Source organism: Flagellimonas algarum (assembly GCF_040513375.1).
Taxonomy (GTDB): Bacteria; Bacteroidota; Bacteroidia; order Flavobacteriales; family Flavobacteriaceae; genus Flagellimonas_B; species Flagellimonas_B algarum.
On sequence record NZ_JBEVTG010000003.1, the window covers coordinates 255,505 to 272,347 of the forward strand.

Annotated in this window: 16 protein-coding genes; 5 read left to right on the forward strand and 11 right to left on the reverse strand. The window is 48.3% G+C overall.

Annotated features, from left to right (window positions below):
• Positions 1-17: 17 nt before the first annotated feature.
• The 11 genes from ABV409_RS14835 to ABV409_RS14885 all read right to left on the reverse strand — a co-directional run bounded on the left by ABV409_RS14835 (position 18) and on the right by ABV409_RS14885 (position 12,444).
• Positions 18-368, reverse strand: a complete 351-nt coding sequence (locus ABV409_RS14835; protein ID WP_353878404.1) for a hypothetical protein — start codon at positions 366-368, stop codon at positions 18-20.
• Positions 369-1,042: 674 nt separating this feature from the next.
• Complete coding sequence (locus tag ABV409_RS14840) at positions 1,043-1,669, reverse strand: HEAT repeat domain-containing protein (protein ID WP_353878405.1); 627 nt, start codon at positions 1,667-1,669, stop codon at positions 1,043-1,045.
• Positions 1,670-1,682: 13 nt separating this feature from the next.
• On the reverse strand, positions 1,683-2,330 hold the full coding sequence (locus ABV409_RS14845; RefSeq protein WP_353878406.1) for a DUF2459 domain-containing protein: 648 nt from the start codon (positions 2,328-2,330) through the stop codon (positions 1,683-1,685).
• Positions 2,331-2,440: 110 nt separating this feature from the next.
• Positions 2,441-2,881, reverse strand: coding sequence for a hypothetical protein (locus ABV409_RS14850; protein ID WP_353878407.1), 441 nt, complete (start codon positions 2,879-2,881; stop codon positions 2,441-2,443).
• Between the two features lie 34 nt (positions 2,882-2,915).
• Complete coding sequence (locus ABV409_RS14855; RefSeq protein ID WP_353878408.1) at positions 2,916-4,214, reverse strand: TolC family protein; 1,299 nt, start codon at positions 4,212-4,214, stop codon at positions 2,916-2,918.
• The gene (locus ABV409_RS14860) at positions 4,201-7,347 is read right to left on the reverse strand and encodes an efflux RND transporter permease subunit (protein ID WP_353878409.1); all 3,147 of its coding nucleotides are present in this window, start codon (positions 7,345-7,347) and stop codon (positions 4,201-4,203) included. Before ABV409_RS14860 ends, ABV409_RS14855 begins: the two co-directional genes overlap by 14 nt.
• A gap of 6 nt (positions 7,348-7,353) precedes the next feature.
• Entirely contained in the window at positions 7,354-8,454 is a 1,101-nt protein-coding gene (locus ABV409_RS14865) for an efflux RND transporter periplasmic adaptor subunit (protein WP_353878410.1), read from the reverse strand.
• A gap of 4 nt (positions 8,455-8,458) precedes the next feature.
• Entirely contained in the window at positions 8,459-8,815 is a 357-nt protein-coding gene (locus ABV409_RS14870; protein WP_353878411.1) for a DUF4890 domain-containing protein, read from the reverse strand.
• Positions 8,805-9,830, reverse strand: coding sequence for a DUF6268 family outer membrane beta-barrel protein (locus ABV409_RS14875; RefSeq protein ID WP_353878412.1), 1,026 nt, complete (start codon positions 9,828-9,830; stop codon positions 8,805-8,807). The genes ABV409_RS14870 and ABV409_RS14875 overlap by 11 nt, the downstream gene beginning before the upstream one ends.
• Before the next feature lie 30 nt (positions 9,831-9,860).
• A complete protein-coding gene (gene bamG, locus ABV409_RS14880; protein WP_353878413.1) occupies positions 9,861-11,120 on the reverse strand; it encodes a BamG family beta-barrel-assembly machinery protein in 1,260 nt (419 codons plus the stop codon).
• Positions 11,110-12,444 (reverse strand): DUF4270 family protein, encoded by a 1,335-nt coding sequence (locus ABV409_RS14885; RefSeq protein ID WP_353878414.1) that lies wholly within the window; start codon positions 12,442-12,444, stop codon positions 11,110-11,112. Before ABV409_RS14885 ends, bamG begins: the two co-directional genes overlap by 11 nt.
• Positions 12,445-12,661: 217 nt before the next feature.
• Here ABV409_RS14885 and ABV409_RS14890 point away from each other — a divergent pair, with 217 nt between their 5' ends.
• From ABV409_RS14890 to ABV409_RS14910, 5 genes are all read left to right on the forward strand, one after another.
• On the forward strand, positions 12,662-13,531 hold the full coding sequence (locus ABV409_RS14890) for a DUF6268 family outer membrane beta-barrel protein (protein WP_353878415.1): 870 nt from the start codon (positions 12,662-12,664) through the stop codon (positions 13,529-13,531).
• Between the two features lie 11 nt (positions 13,532-13,542).
• The gene (locus tag ABV409_RS14895; RefSeq protein WP_353878416.1) at positions 13,543-14,553 is read left to right on the forward strand and encodes a Kelch repeat-containing protein; all 1,011 of its coding nucleotides are present in this window, start codon (positions 13,543-13,545) and stop codon (positions 14,551-14,553) included.
• Positions 14,554-14,664: 111 nt separating this feature from the next.
• Positions 14,665-15,015, forward strand: a complete 351-nt coding sequence (locus ABV409_RS14900; protein ID WP_353878417.1) for a DUF4907 domain-containing protein — start codon at positions 14,665-14,667, stop codon at positions 15,013-15,015.
• 27 nt (positions 15,016-15,042) lie between these two features.
• Positions 15,043-16,095 carry a sensor histidine kinase gene (locus tag ABV409_RS14905; protein ID WP_353878418.1) on the forward strand — a complete coding sequence of 351 codons (1,053 nt, stop codon included), beginning with the start codon at positions 15,043-15,045 and terminating at the stop codon, positions 16,093-16,095.
• Positions 16,092-16,829, forward strand: coding sequence for a LytR/AlgR family response regulator transcription factor (locus tag ABV409_RS14910; protein WP_353878419.1), 738 nt, complete (start codon positions 16,092-16,094; stop codon positions 16,827-16,829). The genes ABV409_RS14905 and ABV409_RS14910 overlap by 4 nt, the downstream gene beginning before the upstream one ends.
• Positions 16,830-16,843 lie beyond the last annotated feature (14 nt).

Here is a 16,843-nt window from a genome sequence, read left to right on the forward strand (position 1 = left end):
GTTGGTTTTATTTCGGATTAATCCACTTTAAAATAATAAAATCCCTGGTCATAGTCCAATTGGATCTTGGGTTTTCCCAAGAAGTAAGACCGACTCAAGGACGTATGGTAATGCATGACGCCATGGGAATGAGGGATGGCAAAATGGATAGCATCCCCTTGGATGTCGTAGGTTCCTTTTCCCCAAGTCCGGTTGTCATAGCTGCCGTCGGCATGAAGGATGAGGGTATCGATGGTCGCTGGCCCTTCAAGGACAGGGGCCGTCGTATTGCTGATATAGGTGCCGACCACCACCTGATTCGGGTAGAAGTTGTTCCAGACCACTAGCAGGAATAGCAGTACAATCCCCAGAAATAGCGTTTTTTTCATATGGAACCTTGACTCTTGTGCTGAAAACCCATTATGTCGGAAATTGGATCGTTTTGCAATACGCGACTAATTTTTCCCGATACCGCCACGGTTTGGAACTGCTAGGCAACCTACCCAACCAATGCCTGTTGGGGCCAGATCCACCCCCACGCCGGTTCGAAAGTTGTCTAGTAGTCGGCAGGAGTTTGGTACCCATAATCGCAATAAAATGCTCGAATTGGGCTTCACTCGTGAAAAAGAACCGGTTTCCGTTAAATTCGATAATCAATTTAGGATACCCTCGAGTCCCGATTTTCTTGGGTGCCGGGGGATCGAAAACTTCAGCTTTGAACCAGGGTTTGTCGTCCGATTCGATGTGTACCCAATAGGCCAAAGGCGCCAGCTTCCAATTGGTGATATATTCGATATGCTATGATTTCATTGTTCGCGACGTTTTTTCGTTCTTCGCTTTGTTATCCGCCCTATTGTACGGATTGCGTGATAGGCGGAAACAACCATTCCCAAAGCGGGTAACAAGGCAATCCCATACCGATAGGAATTCAATCCCAAAAGGTTTCTAGGGTCTTTTTGGATGGCCTCATGGCACCATTCGACACAAAAGATCAAAAGCCCTAAAAGAAGTCCTAGTTGTATGAGGTCTTGTATTCGAACCGGCCAAGTATCCGTAATCTTTTTCATCCTTTTGAATCCAATTTCCGTTTTAGCTTTGTCAATGCGCTTTTTTTGGCCTTGTATTCGTTTTTACCCTTGACCACCTCAAGATGTTCTAGTATCGGAATCGCATCGGGCCTACCCAATTTGCCTAAGCCGTAGATCGCATGGCCCTTGACGTCAGGGTCGTTCAGCCCGCTGAGCAGCGTCTGATAGGCTTCTTCGGTTTTCATGCGGGGCAGCACGAAAAGGAAGAGCATTTGCCGGGCCATTCCACATCTTTTTTCATTGCAGATCGCCAAGATTTCCGGGTAGGTATTTTTATCATCGATTTTGGCCAAACTGTTGGCGACCACCCAAAGAAAATTTTCAGAATATACATCGGTTTTATCGAACATGGCGATAAGCGTGCTGCTTGCAGCAGTATTCCCTTTGAACCCTAGTGCCCTAACGACCATTTCTTGCTCATTGGTCTTAAGTTGGGGTAAATAGTCCAAGAGGATGTCGACATAGGGTCGAAGGGGCCATTTCGTATTGACCAAGGTATCGACGGCATCCCCTTTTTGACTTAGGAATTCATGGTCGGGGACCCCGAGTCGGCGCAACTCATCATTGAGTTTTCGATACGGTGTTTTGGTAGAATTGATCATAGCGTGTCCATGTTCAATCGTATTTGTTCATCAATCCAAAATCGAAAGGGGTCCAGAAACACGATTTCAAACCGCTTTGGCGAAAACCTGAATTCACCCAACTATTGCAGGTTTTAAAGCAGGAATAGCTCCCATTGGCTTTGTAAAAATCGTCATTTGTAAAATACCCTTTCCCTTCGAGAATAAGCTTGTTGCCCTGTGCATCGGTTTGGAAGGAAGCAAACAGAAAGTCGTTCAATCGCTGTAGTTCGGTCTTGCTGACCTTGACTTCGATCCAACCCGCTCGCTTGCCATCATAACGGGTCACATGCATGAGGGTCGCACTGTTCAAGAACAAGGCGCTAAAAGCATTGGTGAACGTAAGATCCCCCCAAGTCGGGGTATTCAGGTAAAATTCGGCATCGCCCCAGCCAAAAGCCAAATATTGCGTTCGGGGCCCTAATTCAAGATCATCGGCCAGCGATGGCGCAAGGTATTCGGTCGGCATGACGATATCCAGATGCACCCCATTGGTGCTCAAGAAAATGCTGGTTTCGGTAAGTTCATCCTCGTTTTCGCGCTCGATGGTGATATAAGACAAAAGCAATGAAACCAGACCATATGCAATGGGGAGGAGTAAAGAATACCCGATCCATTTCAAAATGCGTTTTATGACGGCCATTGTCGGAAAGTAGCGCTGGGCTTTGTTTTTGAAGTTTTAAATTACGCATAATTCCGTGATTTTCTTTAAACTAAGTAGTGTTCTCGGCAGGCTATGGGAAAGCATTGCATTTAACCCATGCCTTGAGAAGCGGATTTGCCTTTCGACCGTTTGAATTGTGGAGTGATAAAATACAGCAAACCCGCTGCAGCACAAATGATGAGATAATACTGCATCATATACTGTCCGTTGAACTCGGATTCCAAAACCACGTTTTGATATCCGATCAACCCGAGTATGCCCAAAGCATAACTCAAAGGAATCAGCAGAAGGATGTAAGGGGCCAGTTTCCTGGCCCTAAAAACGATCAGTATGTAGATAAAGGCGGTTAAAAAATTGGAAATCCCAAAGCTACCCATGAGCACCAGACTGTCCGCGGTCGGATCGATCTTTGCGATATGGGTGGCCGCATACCGAACACGAAAGGTGTGGGCCACCCCTCGCATAAAATCAACTACCCCAGCGATAAAGAGCAGGGTTACACAAACTTGAAGCATTCGTTTCCGTATCATGTTTTTCTTTTTTATCGATTTGAATACCAAGTACTTATAACAAGGCACCCATGAGTTGTTGAAGACTGATCTCGGCAATTTTCAAATCGTATTTGGCACGGGCTAAGCTGTTCAACACATTGTATAGGTTGATCTGGGCCTGTCGAAACTCGACGGCCGTAATTTGCCCGAGCAGGTATTGTTTTTGACTTCGTTTGAAATTCAGCTGGTTGGTTTCCAGGTTCTTTTTTTCGGCCTTAAAACGGAATTGGGCGAGATCGTATTCCCCGTAGGCATTCATGGCCTCGGTCAGCACTTCATCCTCGGCTTGTTTTAATTCGATTTCGCGATTGCGGGCATTGATCCTTGCCTTTTTGGTCTGGGTTTTGCTGCTGCCGCTGAAAATGTTCCAAGAAAGGTTCAGTCCGAGGTTGATACCATGGGCCTCGTTGTTCAAGGCGAAGGAAGTAGGTGGGTTTTGACTTTCGTTCCAACGATACGAACCTGAGCCACTGATTTTAGGCAGGAATCGGGCTTTATTGATCTTGATGTCCAATTCACTGAGCAGGAGTTGTTGTTCGGCCAAGACCATAGTGATGTTATTGGTTTTCGTACGTTCCAAAACCAGTAACTCATCGGGCATGGGGTTAAAGGTCAGGGTAGTGTCGACATGGAACAACTGTTGCTGTTCCCTTCCTAAGAGCAAGTTGAGGTTTCGCTTTAAGGTCGACAGGTTTTTGGTGGCTTCGACATAGGTAATGCTGTCGGAATTCAGATCGACTTGGGCATTGAGTTCGTCGAGGTAGGTCCCTTGGCCATACTTGAGTCGTTTTTTGGCCCGGTCAAGGCGGTCGAGCGAGTTTTCAAGGTTAAGGGCCAGGTTCTCGACCAGCTGTTGCTGGTAAGCGACATTGAAATACTGTTCGTAAACCGCGATGATGGTGTTTTCGACTTGTTGGCGCTCCTGCAATTGACGCAGCGTGAGGGTACCCCGATTCGAATCATAGGTAAACTTTCGAACCAAGCCATCAAATAGCACGTATTCAGCGGTAATCGAAGCGTTATACGATTCGGTTACGGCACCTTCGATTTCGGTGGCCGAACCATCAGCGAAGGTGACGTTTTGGTTTTCATCGGAATAACTCACGCCGGCCGTAGCACTAAGGGTCGGCAGGTAGCCGCTATTCAAAAGTCCGGCATCCAGATCGGCAAGGGCTGTAGTATTCCTGGCGATCTTCAAATCGTGGTTGCCTTCGACGGCGGCGGCGATCGCTTGGTCTAAGGTCATGACTTCCTGTCCCCGCCCGAATAAGCCGATCAATAACACGAGGCAAAACAAACTATAGCGCAACATCTTCAACTTTTAGTTCTTTAATGGCCCGTTCGACCGATTCACGGCTCGGGCGTTTTCCGGTGGTCCAATAGGCGAATTCAACTTTGAGCCCATTTACCGCTGAAAGCAGTATGGGCAATAGAAACAAGGTCAAGACCGTAGCAACGGCAATACCGTAGGCAATGGATAAAGCCATGGGTATGAGAAATTGGGCTTGCAGGCTGCGCTCCAACATCAAAGGGGCCAAACCGGCGATGGTGGTGATCGACGTCAGGAATATCGCTCGAAAACGGGCCAATCCGGTTTGAAACAGTGCTTGATCAAAGGCCAAGCCGTCTTTCAGGAATTGGTTGAACTTGTTCGTGAATACCAAGCCGTCATTGACTAGGATACCGATCAATCCGATGATACCCAGATAGGACAGGATGCTCATGGAAAACCCATGGAAGAAATGCCCCCAAGCCACCCCGATCAAGGCAAAGGGCACCAAGGTCAATAAGATAAACGGTTGGCTGAAACTCCGAAAGGTGAAAACGATGACCACATAGATCAGAAAAACCACGGCCGGGAGAACGTCCCAGGCAGAGTCGATGATCTTTTGGGCTTCCCGGTTTTGCCCTTCGGTCGAAATGCTGACTTCAGGGAAGCGTTTGATGATCTCGGGGACCAATCGCAAGCGGATGTCACGCATGATTTCGGTCGCACTGACCTTGGGATCGGCGATATCGGCCGATAAGGTAACCTCGCGCAACCCATCCAAATGATTGATCGCCGTTTCGCCACGGGCAATGCTGTAGTCGGCCACTTGAACCAAGGGTACCCTGCCGTTGGGCGTATTGATCTCAATGGTTTCGATCGCACTGATTTTTGAACGATCCCGATCTTCATAGCGCACCCATACCTTGACCTCGTCTTGCCCGCGTTGTACCCGTTGTACTTCATAGCCGAAAAAGGCATTTCTAACCTGCCCCATAAGGCTTGAATAGCTCAAACCAAGCAAACGGGCCTTTTCGTTCAGTTTCAGGTGGATTTCCTTAATGCCTTTTGGGTTCGAATCGGATATGTCTTTGATGTCGGGATTCTTTTTCATCTCAGCGATCAGCTGTTCTTTCGCGGCATTGATGGCGGTGATATCGGATCCTTGCAAAGAGACCGAAATGGGTGCTCCACCCACATTGGAACCGGAATCGAAGGTCAATTTTTCAAGCAAGGGTTGGGGCCCGACGCGTTTTCGGATGCTATCGGTGATCTGTATGGATGAAATCGTGCGTGATTCACTGGGTGCCAGATTCACGGTTATCGAACTTGAGGAACTAACGGGCCCGATTTTCCTGATGGTACCGGTGATATGGTCGGTCCCTGTTTCGCTCGCGCCCAATGCCTCGTTGATTTCCCAAACGGTGGCCTCAATAGTTGTGGTTATCCCTTCAGTGATGCCCTCACTAGTGCCTTTGGGTGTTTCGATATTGATGACGATTTGATCACTTGCGTTCGAAGGAAAGAAAGTCAACTTGATGAGTCCACTGGAAATCGCCCCGAGGGTGATCACGAAAAAGAAAAAAATGATCGAAAAGGTCACGAACTTATATTGCAGGCATTTGCGATAGACGGGGGCGTAGATCCGATGTTTGAGATAGTCCATGATACGTTCCCCAAGCTGGTTGAAGCGGTTGGTATCGGTAATCCGCTTCAAGTCTTTGGAATGGGCTAGGTGGGCCGGCAAAATCAATAAGGCTTCGATCAAGGAGACCAGAAGGGTCAAGGTGATGACCAAAGCGATATCTTCAAAGAAATCCCCGATCTGACCGTCCAAAAAGAAGAAGATTGAAAACGCCAATATGGTAGTCGCAATGGCTGACAGAATGGGTTTTAGCACATCAACGGTACCCAGCACGGCAGCTTTCAAAGGGCCATCCCCTTTCTCACGCCTGCTGTAGATGTTTTCGGCAATGACGATGCCGTCGTCGACCAATATCCCGATGACCAAGATCATTCCGAACATCGACATCATGTTCAAGGTCACCCCATAATTCGGCAATAAAATGAACATCCCGAAAAAGGAAATAGGCAAACCGAAAGCCACCCAAAAAGCGACCGTAGGCCGAAGAAAAAAAGAGAGCAACACCAAGACCAAGACCATTCCCACCAATGCGTTTTCCAGAAGCAAGGAAATCCGGTCTTCGACTAAAATAGCCGAATTGAAGGTTTCTTTGAGTTCGATGTTTTCATGCTCGGCATTGAATCGCGCCATATACGCCTGCACGGCTTCGACACTTCCGATAAGGTCTTCCGAATTCGTATTTTTCAAATCGATCTGTATGGCCGTTTCCCCATTGTACGATAACCGATCCGGGGTATCTTCGAATCCGTCTTTCAGGGTTGCGATATCCCTGAGGTAGACTTTTTGGCCCGAAAGGGTGGTTTTGACGACGATATCGACCAAGGCTTTGGCCTGGTACCCCTTGTTGTCGGTACGGATCAAAAACTCCTCATCTTCGGTCTTGATCGACCCACCGGATAGGACCAGGTTGGCTTGTGCAACGGCTTGGGCAACTTCTTCTATGGTCAACCCATACCTACGCAATTGGGTTTCGGAAACCGTGATTTCGATTTCCTCATCCGGAAAGCCGCTCAATTCGATTTGAGAAATCCCGTCGAGGCGTAGCAAGTCGTCTTCGATATCTTGGGCATATCGTTTTAAGATGTGCAGGGGAATGTCTTGACCACTGATTACGAACGAAAGCGCAGGTCTGGTGGGTAGCACGGTTTCGATGACCGGAGGTTCCATGGTATTGGGGAAGGAAGGAATACGGTCAACTGCGTTTTTGACCTCTTCCAAGACAAGGTTGATGTCGGCATCGGATAGGATTTCGATCCGGACGGATGCCGCATTTTCTTGGGAAACGGAACTGACCCTATCGATCCCTGAAATGCCTTTGAGGTTCCGCTCGATTTTGTCGACTATGCCTTCCTCTACCTCTTGCGGTGAGGCCCCGGGATAGGTCACCGAAATCAAGATGTTGTTCGCGTCGGCCAAAGGAAAGAAGGACGAGTTCATTTTTTGATAACCCAGATACCCGAAGATCAAGAAACCGACGATGAAAATATTCACCGCGACGGGATACTTGATGAAATAGCTGATAAAGTGCTTCATAGCCGATCAATAGGTTACTTTCATACCCGGGTAGGCATCGGCCAAAACTTCATCAAGCAAGACCATGTTTTGTTGCAAGCCTTGAACGATCACCTCGTCTTGATCGTAGTAGCGCAAACGCACCTGTTGCAAGGCCAATACGCTGTCTTTGACGATATATACCTGGTTGTTTTCCATCAGCAGGTTCGCTTTGATGCGCACCACCTGATCCAGGGTTTCCCCTTCGATGCGGGCCTTGAGGTACTGGCCTTCCAAAAACGGATAACCGTTCAAACCGACCACCGCTGAGCTGGTTTGGGTGCCTTGGTCCACTTTTTGGTTCAAGCGATCGATATTGGCGACGATTTCGCCCGTTCCGTCAGTTCCCATGATCTGCACCGGTTTGCCGACAGCAACATAAGGGAAGGCCCCTGCCGGTATGGCCAATTCGAGCTCGAAACGGTCGGGGTCGATGAACTCCCCCAATTTCTGACCGCTCCGTATCAGGGTTCCCGGATTGACGTTCGCCACGGTCAGGGTTCCGGAAAAAGGTGCCCTGATGCGGTACTTGGCTGCGCGTTCCTGTTGGTTTTTGGCATTGTAATAGGTTTGTAGGATGCCCTTGCCGGTGATAAAGAGTTTTTCTTTGTCGGTTCGCGTTTTCGGTAATTCAGGAAGTGGCCCCTGCATCTCAAAGGAATTCAAGTAGGCTTCCCAGCCTTTGGAAGCTTGAGGGAATTCGATTTCCATATCGGGCAGCATGGCCGCGATCTGACTGACCAAACTGCTTTTGGTCGACAATAATTGTGCTTGGTATTCGCGGTCATTGAGTTGCAATAGCGTTTGGTTTTTTCGAAAACGGTTTCCGATTTTGAACGGGGGTGAAGAAGGCATCAATACCCCCTGCACTTCGCTGAATAGTTCGACCTTGTGGGTTGCACGAACGGTACCCGTGACCTCCAAACGGTAGGGAAGGGATACCGGAACGGCCAAGCGTGTGGTGACTCTAGTCGGTGCGGTGGTAGTGTTGGGCCGGTCCGCTTTTTCGGTTTTGTTCAACCAAACGAAGACCACTATGGCCAATAGGAGAATGGCGATACCAAGGACGATGTTGCTCCTTTTTCCCATAACATCAACCCTTCTTGTTTTTTTTCATTTGCTCGCGCATTTCCGGCTCGAGTTCATCGACGAGAATGGTCATTTGTTCGTCGGTTAAAACCGCTTCCATTTCGGCATTTTTTGCCTTCTTGATTTTTTTCATATCGCCCATTTTGCTGAACATTGAACCTTTTCGGTTCAGCAGTTCGGCCTGTTTGACCGAATATTTTTGGTTGATGGCGTGTACCGCTGTTTTTTGGGTTTCGGTCAAGGCCAAACGTTCGACCATGAGATCGGTTTGGTAATCGGCCATCTTGACCGGGTCCATTTTCTGCCCGAAGGCAAGTTGGGCTACCAATAAGGCTGTGAACAATGCTAGTTTATTCTTCATTTTCTTTCTTTTTTTTGGGTTTTGATAAGACCAATTTCAGTCCGATATTGGCATAGGCCCCATTGTTGGGCTCGAGATCCAGTAGTTCGTTGCCCTCTGAATCGGAGATACGTAGGACACTGATCGGGAGCATGCCCCCTTCTATAAAAAAGGCCAATTGTTCCGTAAACCGATATTGATAGAACAAACGGGTATTAAGGCCGTTGAACTGGATTTTACTATTGGTCAACACTTGATTGCCCTCGGCCCTTATGGTACCGGAATTGTTTCCGTAAATACCTTGTGGTGATGCCAACAAAGCGAGCCATGAACGGTCATTCGGCCGGAAACTGATCCCGGTTTGGGGCAGCCCGATGCTGTATTGCCATTTGGGCCCCAGGGTTTGTGAAAACGAAATGGCAGGTAGCAGGGTGGGTTCCCCGAATTGGGTGCCATAGGCAACCCCCACCAGCAATCGCGAATTGGGCCATTGTTTGATGATCCCCGCCAAAGCATTGAATACGAAATCGTCTGACGATAACCCGTCCTCCAAATTCGACATTAAGGCAGTTCCGGCACTAAGAACGAACCGGGTCGATGTCCCCAATTCCCCAATCCATGATACGTTAGCCCGAACGACTTCCATAGCTTCAAAGGGTTCCAAGTCGATGGTATTCGTGCTGCGGTTGAAATCGAAATCGTAATGGCGGTACCCCAATGAGAATGCGAGTGCACCTTTCTTTAAAGGCTTTCCAAAATTCAATTGAAGACCATAGGTGGTGATTTCGGTATCGCCGATATCGGGCATGATACCGTAATCCAATTTTATCGGGTTCAGTTCTTCGGCACCCATGGGTGCTAGGTCCTGGGCAAAGACGGCCGTGGCTTGTGCAATGGCCAAAAAGGAAAGCAATCGTTTGATCATGGCGACAAAGCTAGCCTTGCCATCCAGTCGGTTCAAAAGTATTCTACGGAAGGCCAAGATGCCTATACGGAAGTCTGGTTTTTCCCGATCAACCGTTTCAAGGCCATTCATAGATGAAATAAGGAAGCACATCGTGAAAAGTCAGTTGATCTTACGCTTACCGAACCATAAATCGCGGAGGCTGAAGTTCACGGTCAGGGTGTGTAGGCGTTCTTCTACCAAGACCCCTTCGGCGGCACCACGTTGGCCGTAGCGGTAGGTAATGTTCAATGTAGAGGCGGAGCGTAGGCCCATGGGGAGCCCGATTCCGAAAGAGAACCCGTATTGATCGATGCGGTTGGCATTCACCTCCAGGTTTCCGGATCGGTAGTTCCATCCCAGGCGGTATTGGATCCTTTTCCGGTATTGGTAACTGCTGGGGTCCGCGGCATAGTGTAGGCCGATACTGTACGATTCCTCGTCCACGAAATCACCTATATTGTCTTCCTGTTCGGTAATATCCCAAAACCGCTTGCTGAAATCCAAGGTCAACCCCAAACCGTTGTTAGGTCTGAAGTATAAGCCGGCGTTCAATTGGGCGGGCAGCTCAAAGTCCTCAAGGGTCACGTCCGCTGTGTTTTCGACCACTGAAGGGGTAAAATCCAAGGTTTTTTCAACCGTACGGTCTTGGGTGCCCGAAAGGGAGGTATTCAGTTCGGCCCCAGCAGCCAGGGTCAGTTTCGGTAGGAGGTCATACTGTAGTCCGAAGCCAACCCTCAGGCCATTGTAGAAATTCCGCTCTTGTACGATCAAGGTACTCTCATTGGGGAGGTCCTGGCTCGCATCGATGATTTCCCGTTCTTCAATGACCCCGAAGAGATACGACAAATATGCCCCCGTACGAAGCTTTCCGAACCATTCGCTTCCTAAGGATAGTCTGAGGTCGTTCAACCCACCTGATCCGAAGACATTGCTTGAAAACGTATCGAAAGAACCTTCGATATTGCTTTCTACACCGATCACGGCATAACCCACATCGCTGAACGGGTTCAAAGAAATCCCAAAAGCACTGTTCGGCGTCATCGAAGCGGCAAAGGCGACATTCGAAAAGCTTCCGGCGATCCGGTTTTCCGACGTGGAATTGGTACTGATGTCACTGATCTCGGCCAAAAAACCGAAGTCGAAAAGAAAATTACGCTCGCCCAAACTGCCGTAGGAAGCCGGATTGTTGTTGTTGATGAATCCATCCCCGGAAAGGGCATAACCCCCATTGCCCATGGCGTTGGTAATGCCGATGTTGGAGTTACTAGCCAAACCCAACCCAAAAAAGGAATAGGGCGACCCCGTCAAATTATTGGTCTGTGCCTTGGCCTGGGCGGCCAATACCAGAAAGATGATGATGCATCCGATGCTATTCCTCATAAATCGCATAGGTTATGATGATCCGTGCCCTAAAATCCTCATGGGCTTCACCCTGAAGGACCAATCGGTTCACGGTTTCGTTGTATTGTTCGTTGAAAAGCACCAAAGCCGTTTCGGTTTCTGGGCGTTCATTCAATTTTTCATCCAAGAAGATGCCGATGGGGATTTCATAGGTGGCGGTATCGAATTCTTCATTTTCGCCTATCAACACCCCTTCGACTAGGCCGTTTGCCGTACGGATCTCTTCAATGATGACATTGTTCGCATCGAGTATGGAAGTCACTAAGGTGTCGCGCAAGGGTGTAAAATCGGTGACGCTTGCCTTTAGGGGTCGAATTTGTAGAATGGCGCTCAATACCGTACCCGTACCCGATATGTTGTAGATCGATTTGATATTGGGAAAGGTGGCCTTAAGGGCAAAACCCGTTCCGGATTGGATAAAGGCGAGATCATCGCTGTCATGACTCTTCAATTCGATTTCTTGGTCCGATAAAGATGAAAGAGGGCCTTCGGGGGTGGCCCTGACGTTATGGAAGGCAACCGGGGTGTTCGGAAAGGGGTTGATGACCAGGTCCAAGGTTTCTTCGTTATCATCGAATTCATCCGGTACCTGATAATAAAACCGCAGGTAGGTGTTCTCTTGGTTCCGTGAAAACCCGATGACACTACCGTTGTCGTCGGCCCCTGGAATGAGGGCCAACCCTGGGAACACCTCCCTTAAATCATCGTTGTTCGAAATGGCATCCTCGGTGATCTGGTCAAAAATTTCCTGCCCAAAGGTTAGGGGAAGCGAAAGGTGCAGCGAATCCTCATCGAAAGGTTCCGGTCTGAAGTTCCGGCTCAGAATAGGAACGCTATCGAAATCCAAGGTGCTGGTATTGAAAAAAAAGTCCCCTTCAGGCACCACATCTTCGGTCAATCGGTGTACGTTGATCTGCAGGCTCGCGGTAGTATCCTGGTAAAAATAGCCGTCGTACCCCAAGATGAGGGCGACACTGTCGAGTTCCGCTTCGGGGTCGATTTCGAAGGGGCCGTTCACCGATTCGACTACCGCAGCGACCAATTCGAAATAGGATTGCGCCTCGACCTCTCCAAAATAATCCTCGGTATACTTGCCGAACAACAAGCGATCGGAATCGGAAGAATTGATGCTGTCGAATCGAAAGGTCGATAGTTCAAGGTCAAAGGTATCCAACACGATCAACCGTACGTTCGAGTTGACAAAATTCTGACCCACCTCCAGGGTAGGGATCTCACGCGATTCGACAGAACAGGCAAGCACGGCCATTACGGATATCAAGACGTACCAAAAGGGTTTGTTCATTCTTTTTTTGTGACAAATAAAATCCTAAGGTGCGCGCTAACGAACTATATTATACTAGGCAGCCAAAAATGGCGACCAGCAACGGCTTTTTCCCTATAAATTCTTGCGAATGCCATACGTAGAGCAAAACTCCCCATTGATCGTCACAATGCGCTTCTTGGTATAATTTATTTAGTAGGGCTGGGGGCTACCCATAGTTTTGGCAAAAAATAAATCGTTGAGATACGCAATGTACATGGGCTTGTTTTGGATGGCCACCTTCAGTGCTTTGGGACAAGAAGGCGGACTAGGGCTTCGTTTCGGGTTCGACTATGGCACGGCGCCGAGTCTTGGCAACCATTACCTGGAAACCTATTCCTATGCGCTCGCCAGCGAAAACGATTGGTCGTGGGGCGGAACACGGCTGCAACTCGCGTATACGCACACGAATTTCAGTTTCTTTCAGGTGGAGGGACTTACAAATCCCTCAGACTATGAAAAACTACACCGATTGGATCTAGCACTCGAAACGACCAAGAAACTTGGGGCTGATTGGGCATTGTTCGCCAGCTTGACACCCCAATTGGCTTCCGACCTCAGTGGATCACTATCCGAAGCTGATTTTGTCTGGCAATACGGGTTTCAAATCGAAAAATCGTGGCAGAAGACCGGGTTTCGCGTTGGGGTCGAACGGAATACACGTCTCGGTGCCCCGCGCTTTGTGCCGATGGTCGCTTTTTGGCACCGGGTCAATTCACAATTGACCATGCGATTGGGTTTTCCCGAAAGTCGATTGTCTTACACCTTGAACGAACGGCATAGCCTGTCTGCAACTGCGGAGCAACAAGGAACGTTTTACCATATCGGGAATGGATTTTCGAATGGGTTTGGACAAAGCTTTGAAGCGACTCGCTTGGTATTCAGCCAAGTCGATCTATCGTTGCGACATCATTACAAATTACAGGAACGGATCGAAGTCGTATCCCGCATCGGGTTGCTTGCCACCCCTCAATTGGAGGTGGAAACGCTTTCCGGTACCGACTTGCTTGATTTCGAGCCAGACGGCTCGGTGTTCTTTTCAATGGGATTGACCTATAATTTAAACTAAGGATAATGATAATGACACATTTTGTTTTACGATGGAACCGTTGGTTTCGACCGATCTTGCTATTGGCCCTTGTACTTTGCACGGCCTGCTCCACTAGTGACGATGATAGTGGGGATGAAATCGGCAATTGGGTCGATCGCTCGGTATTCGATGGTACCCCAAGAAGTGGTGCTTTTGCCTTTACTGTCGGAAATTTTGGGTACATGGGTACCGGATATGATGGCGATGATCGGCTGTCGGATGTTTGGGTTTATGATCTAGAGAACAATTTCTGGGCACAATTGGCCGATTTTCCAGGAATTCCCAGAAGTGCTGCAGTTGCTTTTGCGATTAATGACCAGGGTTATGTCGGTCTCGGCTATGACGGTGATGACGAGCTGGCCGATTTTTATCGTTTTGATATCGCTTCCAATAGTTGGGATAGCATCACCCCCTTCGCCGGAACCGCCCGAAGGGGCGCCATCGCATTCAGTTCACCCACCCTAGGCTATGTAGGAACGGGCTTCGATGGGGATAATGATAAAAAAGATTTTTGGCGCTTTGACCCCAGTGATAACAGTTGGCAGGAACTGGTCGGTTTCGGTGGTACCAAACGGCGTGACGCAACCACCTTCACCATTGGGGATAAGGTGTATTTGGGGACCGGTGTCTCCAATGGCCAATTTCAAACCGATTTTTGGTCGTTCGACCTCAATAGCGAACAATGGACCGCCTTGTTGGATCTTGATGATGACGAAGACAACTTCATCTTACGCAACAACGCCGTGGGGTTCAGCATTGGGGACCGAGGTTATTTTGCCACAGGTGATAGCGGGTTCGGGGCTTCTTCCGATGTTTGGGAGTACAACCCCGCCACGGATCTTTGGGAAGAGAAAACGGCCTATGAGGGGACCACGAGGCAAGGAGCCGTGGCTTTTTACAATGGGACCCGGGCCTTTCTAGGACTAGGGCGGAGCGGCAACCTGTATCTTGATGATAACCGTGAGTTTTTTCCGTTGGAGGAAGAGGACGAAGATGATTGATTCCCATGTCCAAATAAAAGTAAGAACCGATTGTGTTTTGTTTTGTGTTGATAGATTCGATTGGATCACCGCGTTCCCCAGGGTAAGGGGAACGCGGTTTAAGTAAAGAACATGGTAAAAGCGAAGTATGCCTTATGGGGCTTGGGAGCCCTATTGTTGATGGTGATGCTCTGGAGACTTTTCATTCGGGCGGAGGCACCCGGGAAGGTTGAAGAAGGGGCACCCTATGAATTGGTGGTTGAGAGAAACCCCCATCATGGGCATTGGCGCTATGAGATCCATATTGAGGGTCGAATGATGCTGAGACAAGAATGGATCCCTGGGGTGAACGGCCACCAAAACTTTCGGGATAAGGAAGAGGCGGGCCGAATCGGGCAACTGGTTTTGGAAAAACTTCTAAAAGGCCATCCGCCCGGCATCAGTCGGAAAGAACTCATTGAAAACGGGATTTCGTTCAAATGATCGTATTTTTAAACGTAGTTGGAAACTTTGAAGAAAACAAGAAGGATTAAAGAGGTCTGGATCCATGTCATCATATGGATCTGTTTCCTATCCTTACCCTTAGGGATCGGATATGCTAAAATCGGGGAGATCGACCCCAATTTTTTGCCCCGCGCCGTATTCAACCCGATATTTTTAGTGTACATCAATTACCTGTACCTCGTACCGAAGTTTTTGTTGAAGAAAAAATTATGGACCTATCTCTTTCTTTCGGTATTGATCATCGTGGTCTTCAACACCGTCATCAACCGCTGGTTCTTTCCGGTTCCCATTCAACGGTTGATCGATTTGACCGACGGCCTGCGAACCCCCGAAGAAGATTTTCGAATGGCCCCGTTGCGCCAATTGCCCTACGCGATGACCTTGATTTTTTCACTGGCCTTTTATCTTTTGGGGGGTATTCTTGGGTTGACCAAGGACTTTTACCGCAGAGACCGCATGAATCGCGAGATTTTGGTGCAAAAGAAAGAGACCGAATTGGAATTCTTGAAAGCGCAGTTAAACCCGCATTTTCTGTTCAATTCGCTCAATGGGATCTATTCGATGGTACGCAACAAGTCGCGGGAAGCACCAGAGGCGGTCATTGCCTTATCGGAGCTCATGCGTTATATGTTATATGAGACCAAAGGCGATGTGGTACCCTTGTCAAAAGAAATCGATTACATCAAAAATTACGTGCAGTTGCAACGCTATCGGTTGCAGGACTGTAGCGAAGTGAAGTTGGCCATAAAAGGGGAATATCAGGATAAAAAAATACCGCCTCTGCTACTGATTCCCTTTGTGGAGAATGCTTTCAAATACGGCACCAATTTCAAAGGATTGACCGATGTGAAGATCCGGCTCGAGATCATAGACAACGATCTCTTTTTCAGTGCAAAGAACCGGATCAACGATTACCGGAAAGACAAGATCAATTCGGGTATCGGTCTAAAGAACATCGCGAATAGGCTCCAATTGCTTTTTCCTGACAACCATGCCTTGAAAATCGATAAGGAGAACGGCAGTTACCTGGTCGAACTCGAAATAAATTTGGCAACATGAATTGTATCATTATCGATGATGAGCCCTTGGCCATCAATATCATCAAATCGTATTGTGAGGATATCGGGGGGGTGACCCTACTAGGGACCTTTACCAACCCTTTGGAGAGTGTTTCATTGATCCAATCAAAGCAAGTTGATTTGGTGTTCTTGGACATTGAAATGCCACAGATCACCGGTATCGAATTCGTCAAATCAATCGATACGAAACCATTGTTCGTATTCACGACCGCTTATCCTGAATATGCCATTGACGGTTTTGATCTCAATGCGGTCGATTACCTGGTGAAACCCATCCCTTTTCCCCGTTTCGTCAAGGCGATCAACCGGGCGAAGGGGTTGATGAAGTTGAAAGATGGCAATGTTATGGGACAAGAGGGCAACCTCGCCCCGGCCATGGGAAGTGTGACAGCGGAAAACCAATTCATTTTTGTGAAATCGGATTATGGGAACGTCAAGATCCGGTTGGACGACATTACCCACATCCAAGGCTTGAAAGATTACTTGAAAATACATGTCGATATCGAAAAAAAGCCGATCCTGACCCTCATGAGTTTTAAGGACATCGAATCCAAATTATCGAGTGCGAACTTCATGCGCGTCCACCGTTCCTTTATCGTCAATATCCATAAAATACATTCCGTGCAGCGCAGTAAGATCGTCATTGACGATATCCGTATTCCGATAGGGGATAGCTACAAGGCTGGCTTCTTTGATCGTTTGGGCTTGGGGTAAGTAAGGACTTTGTT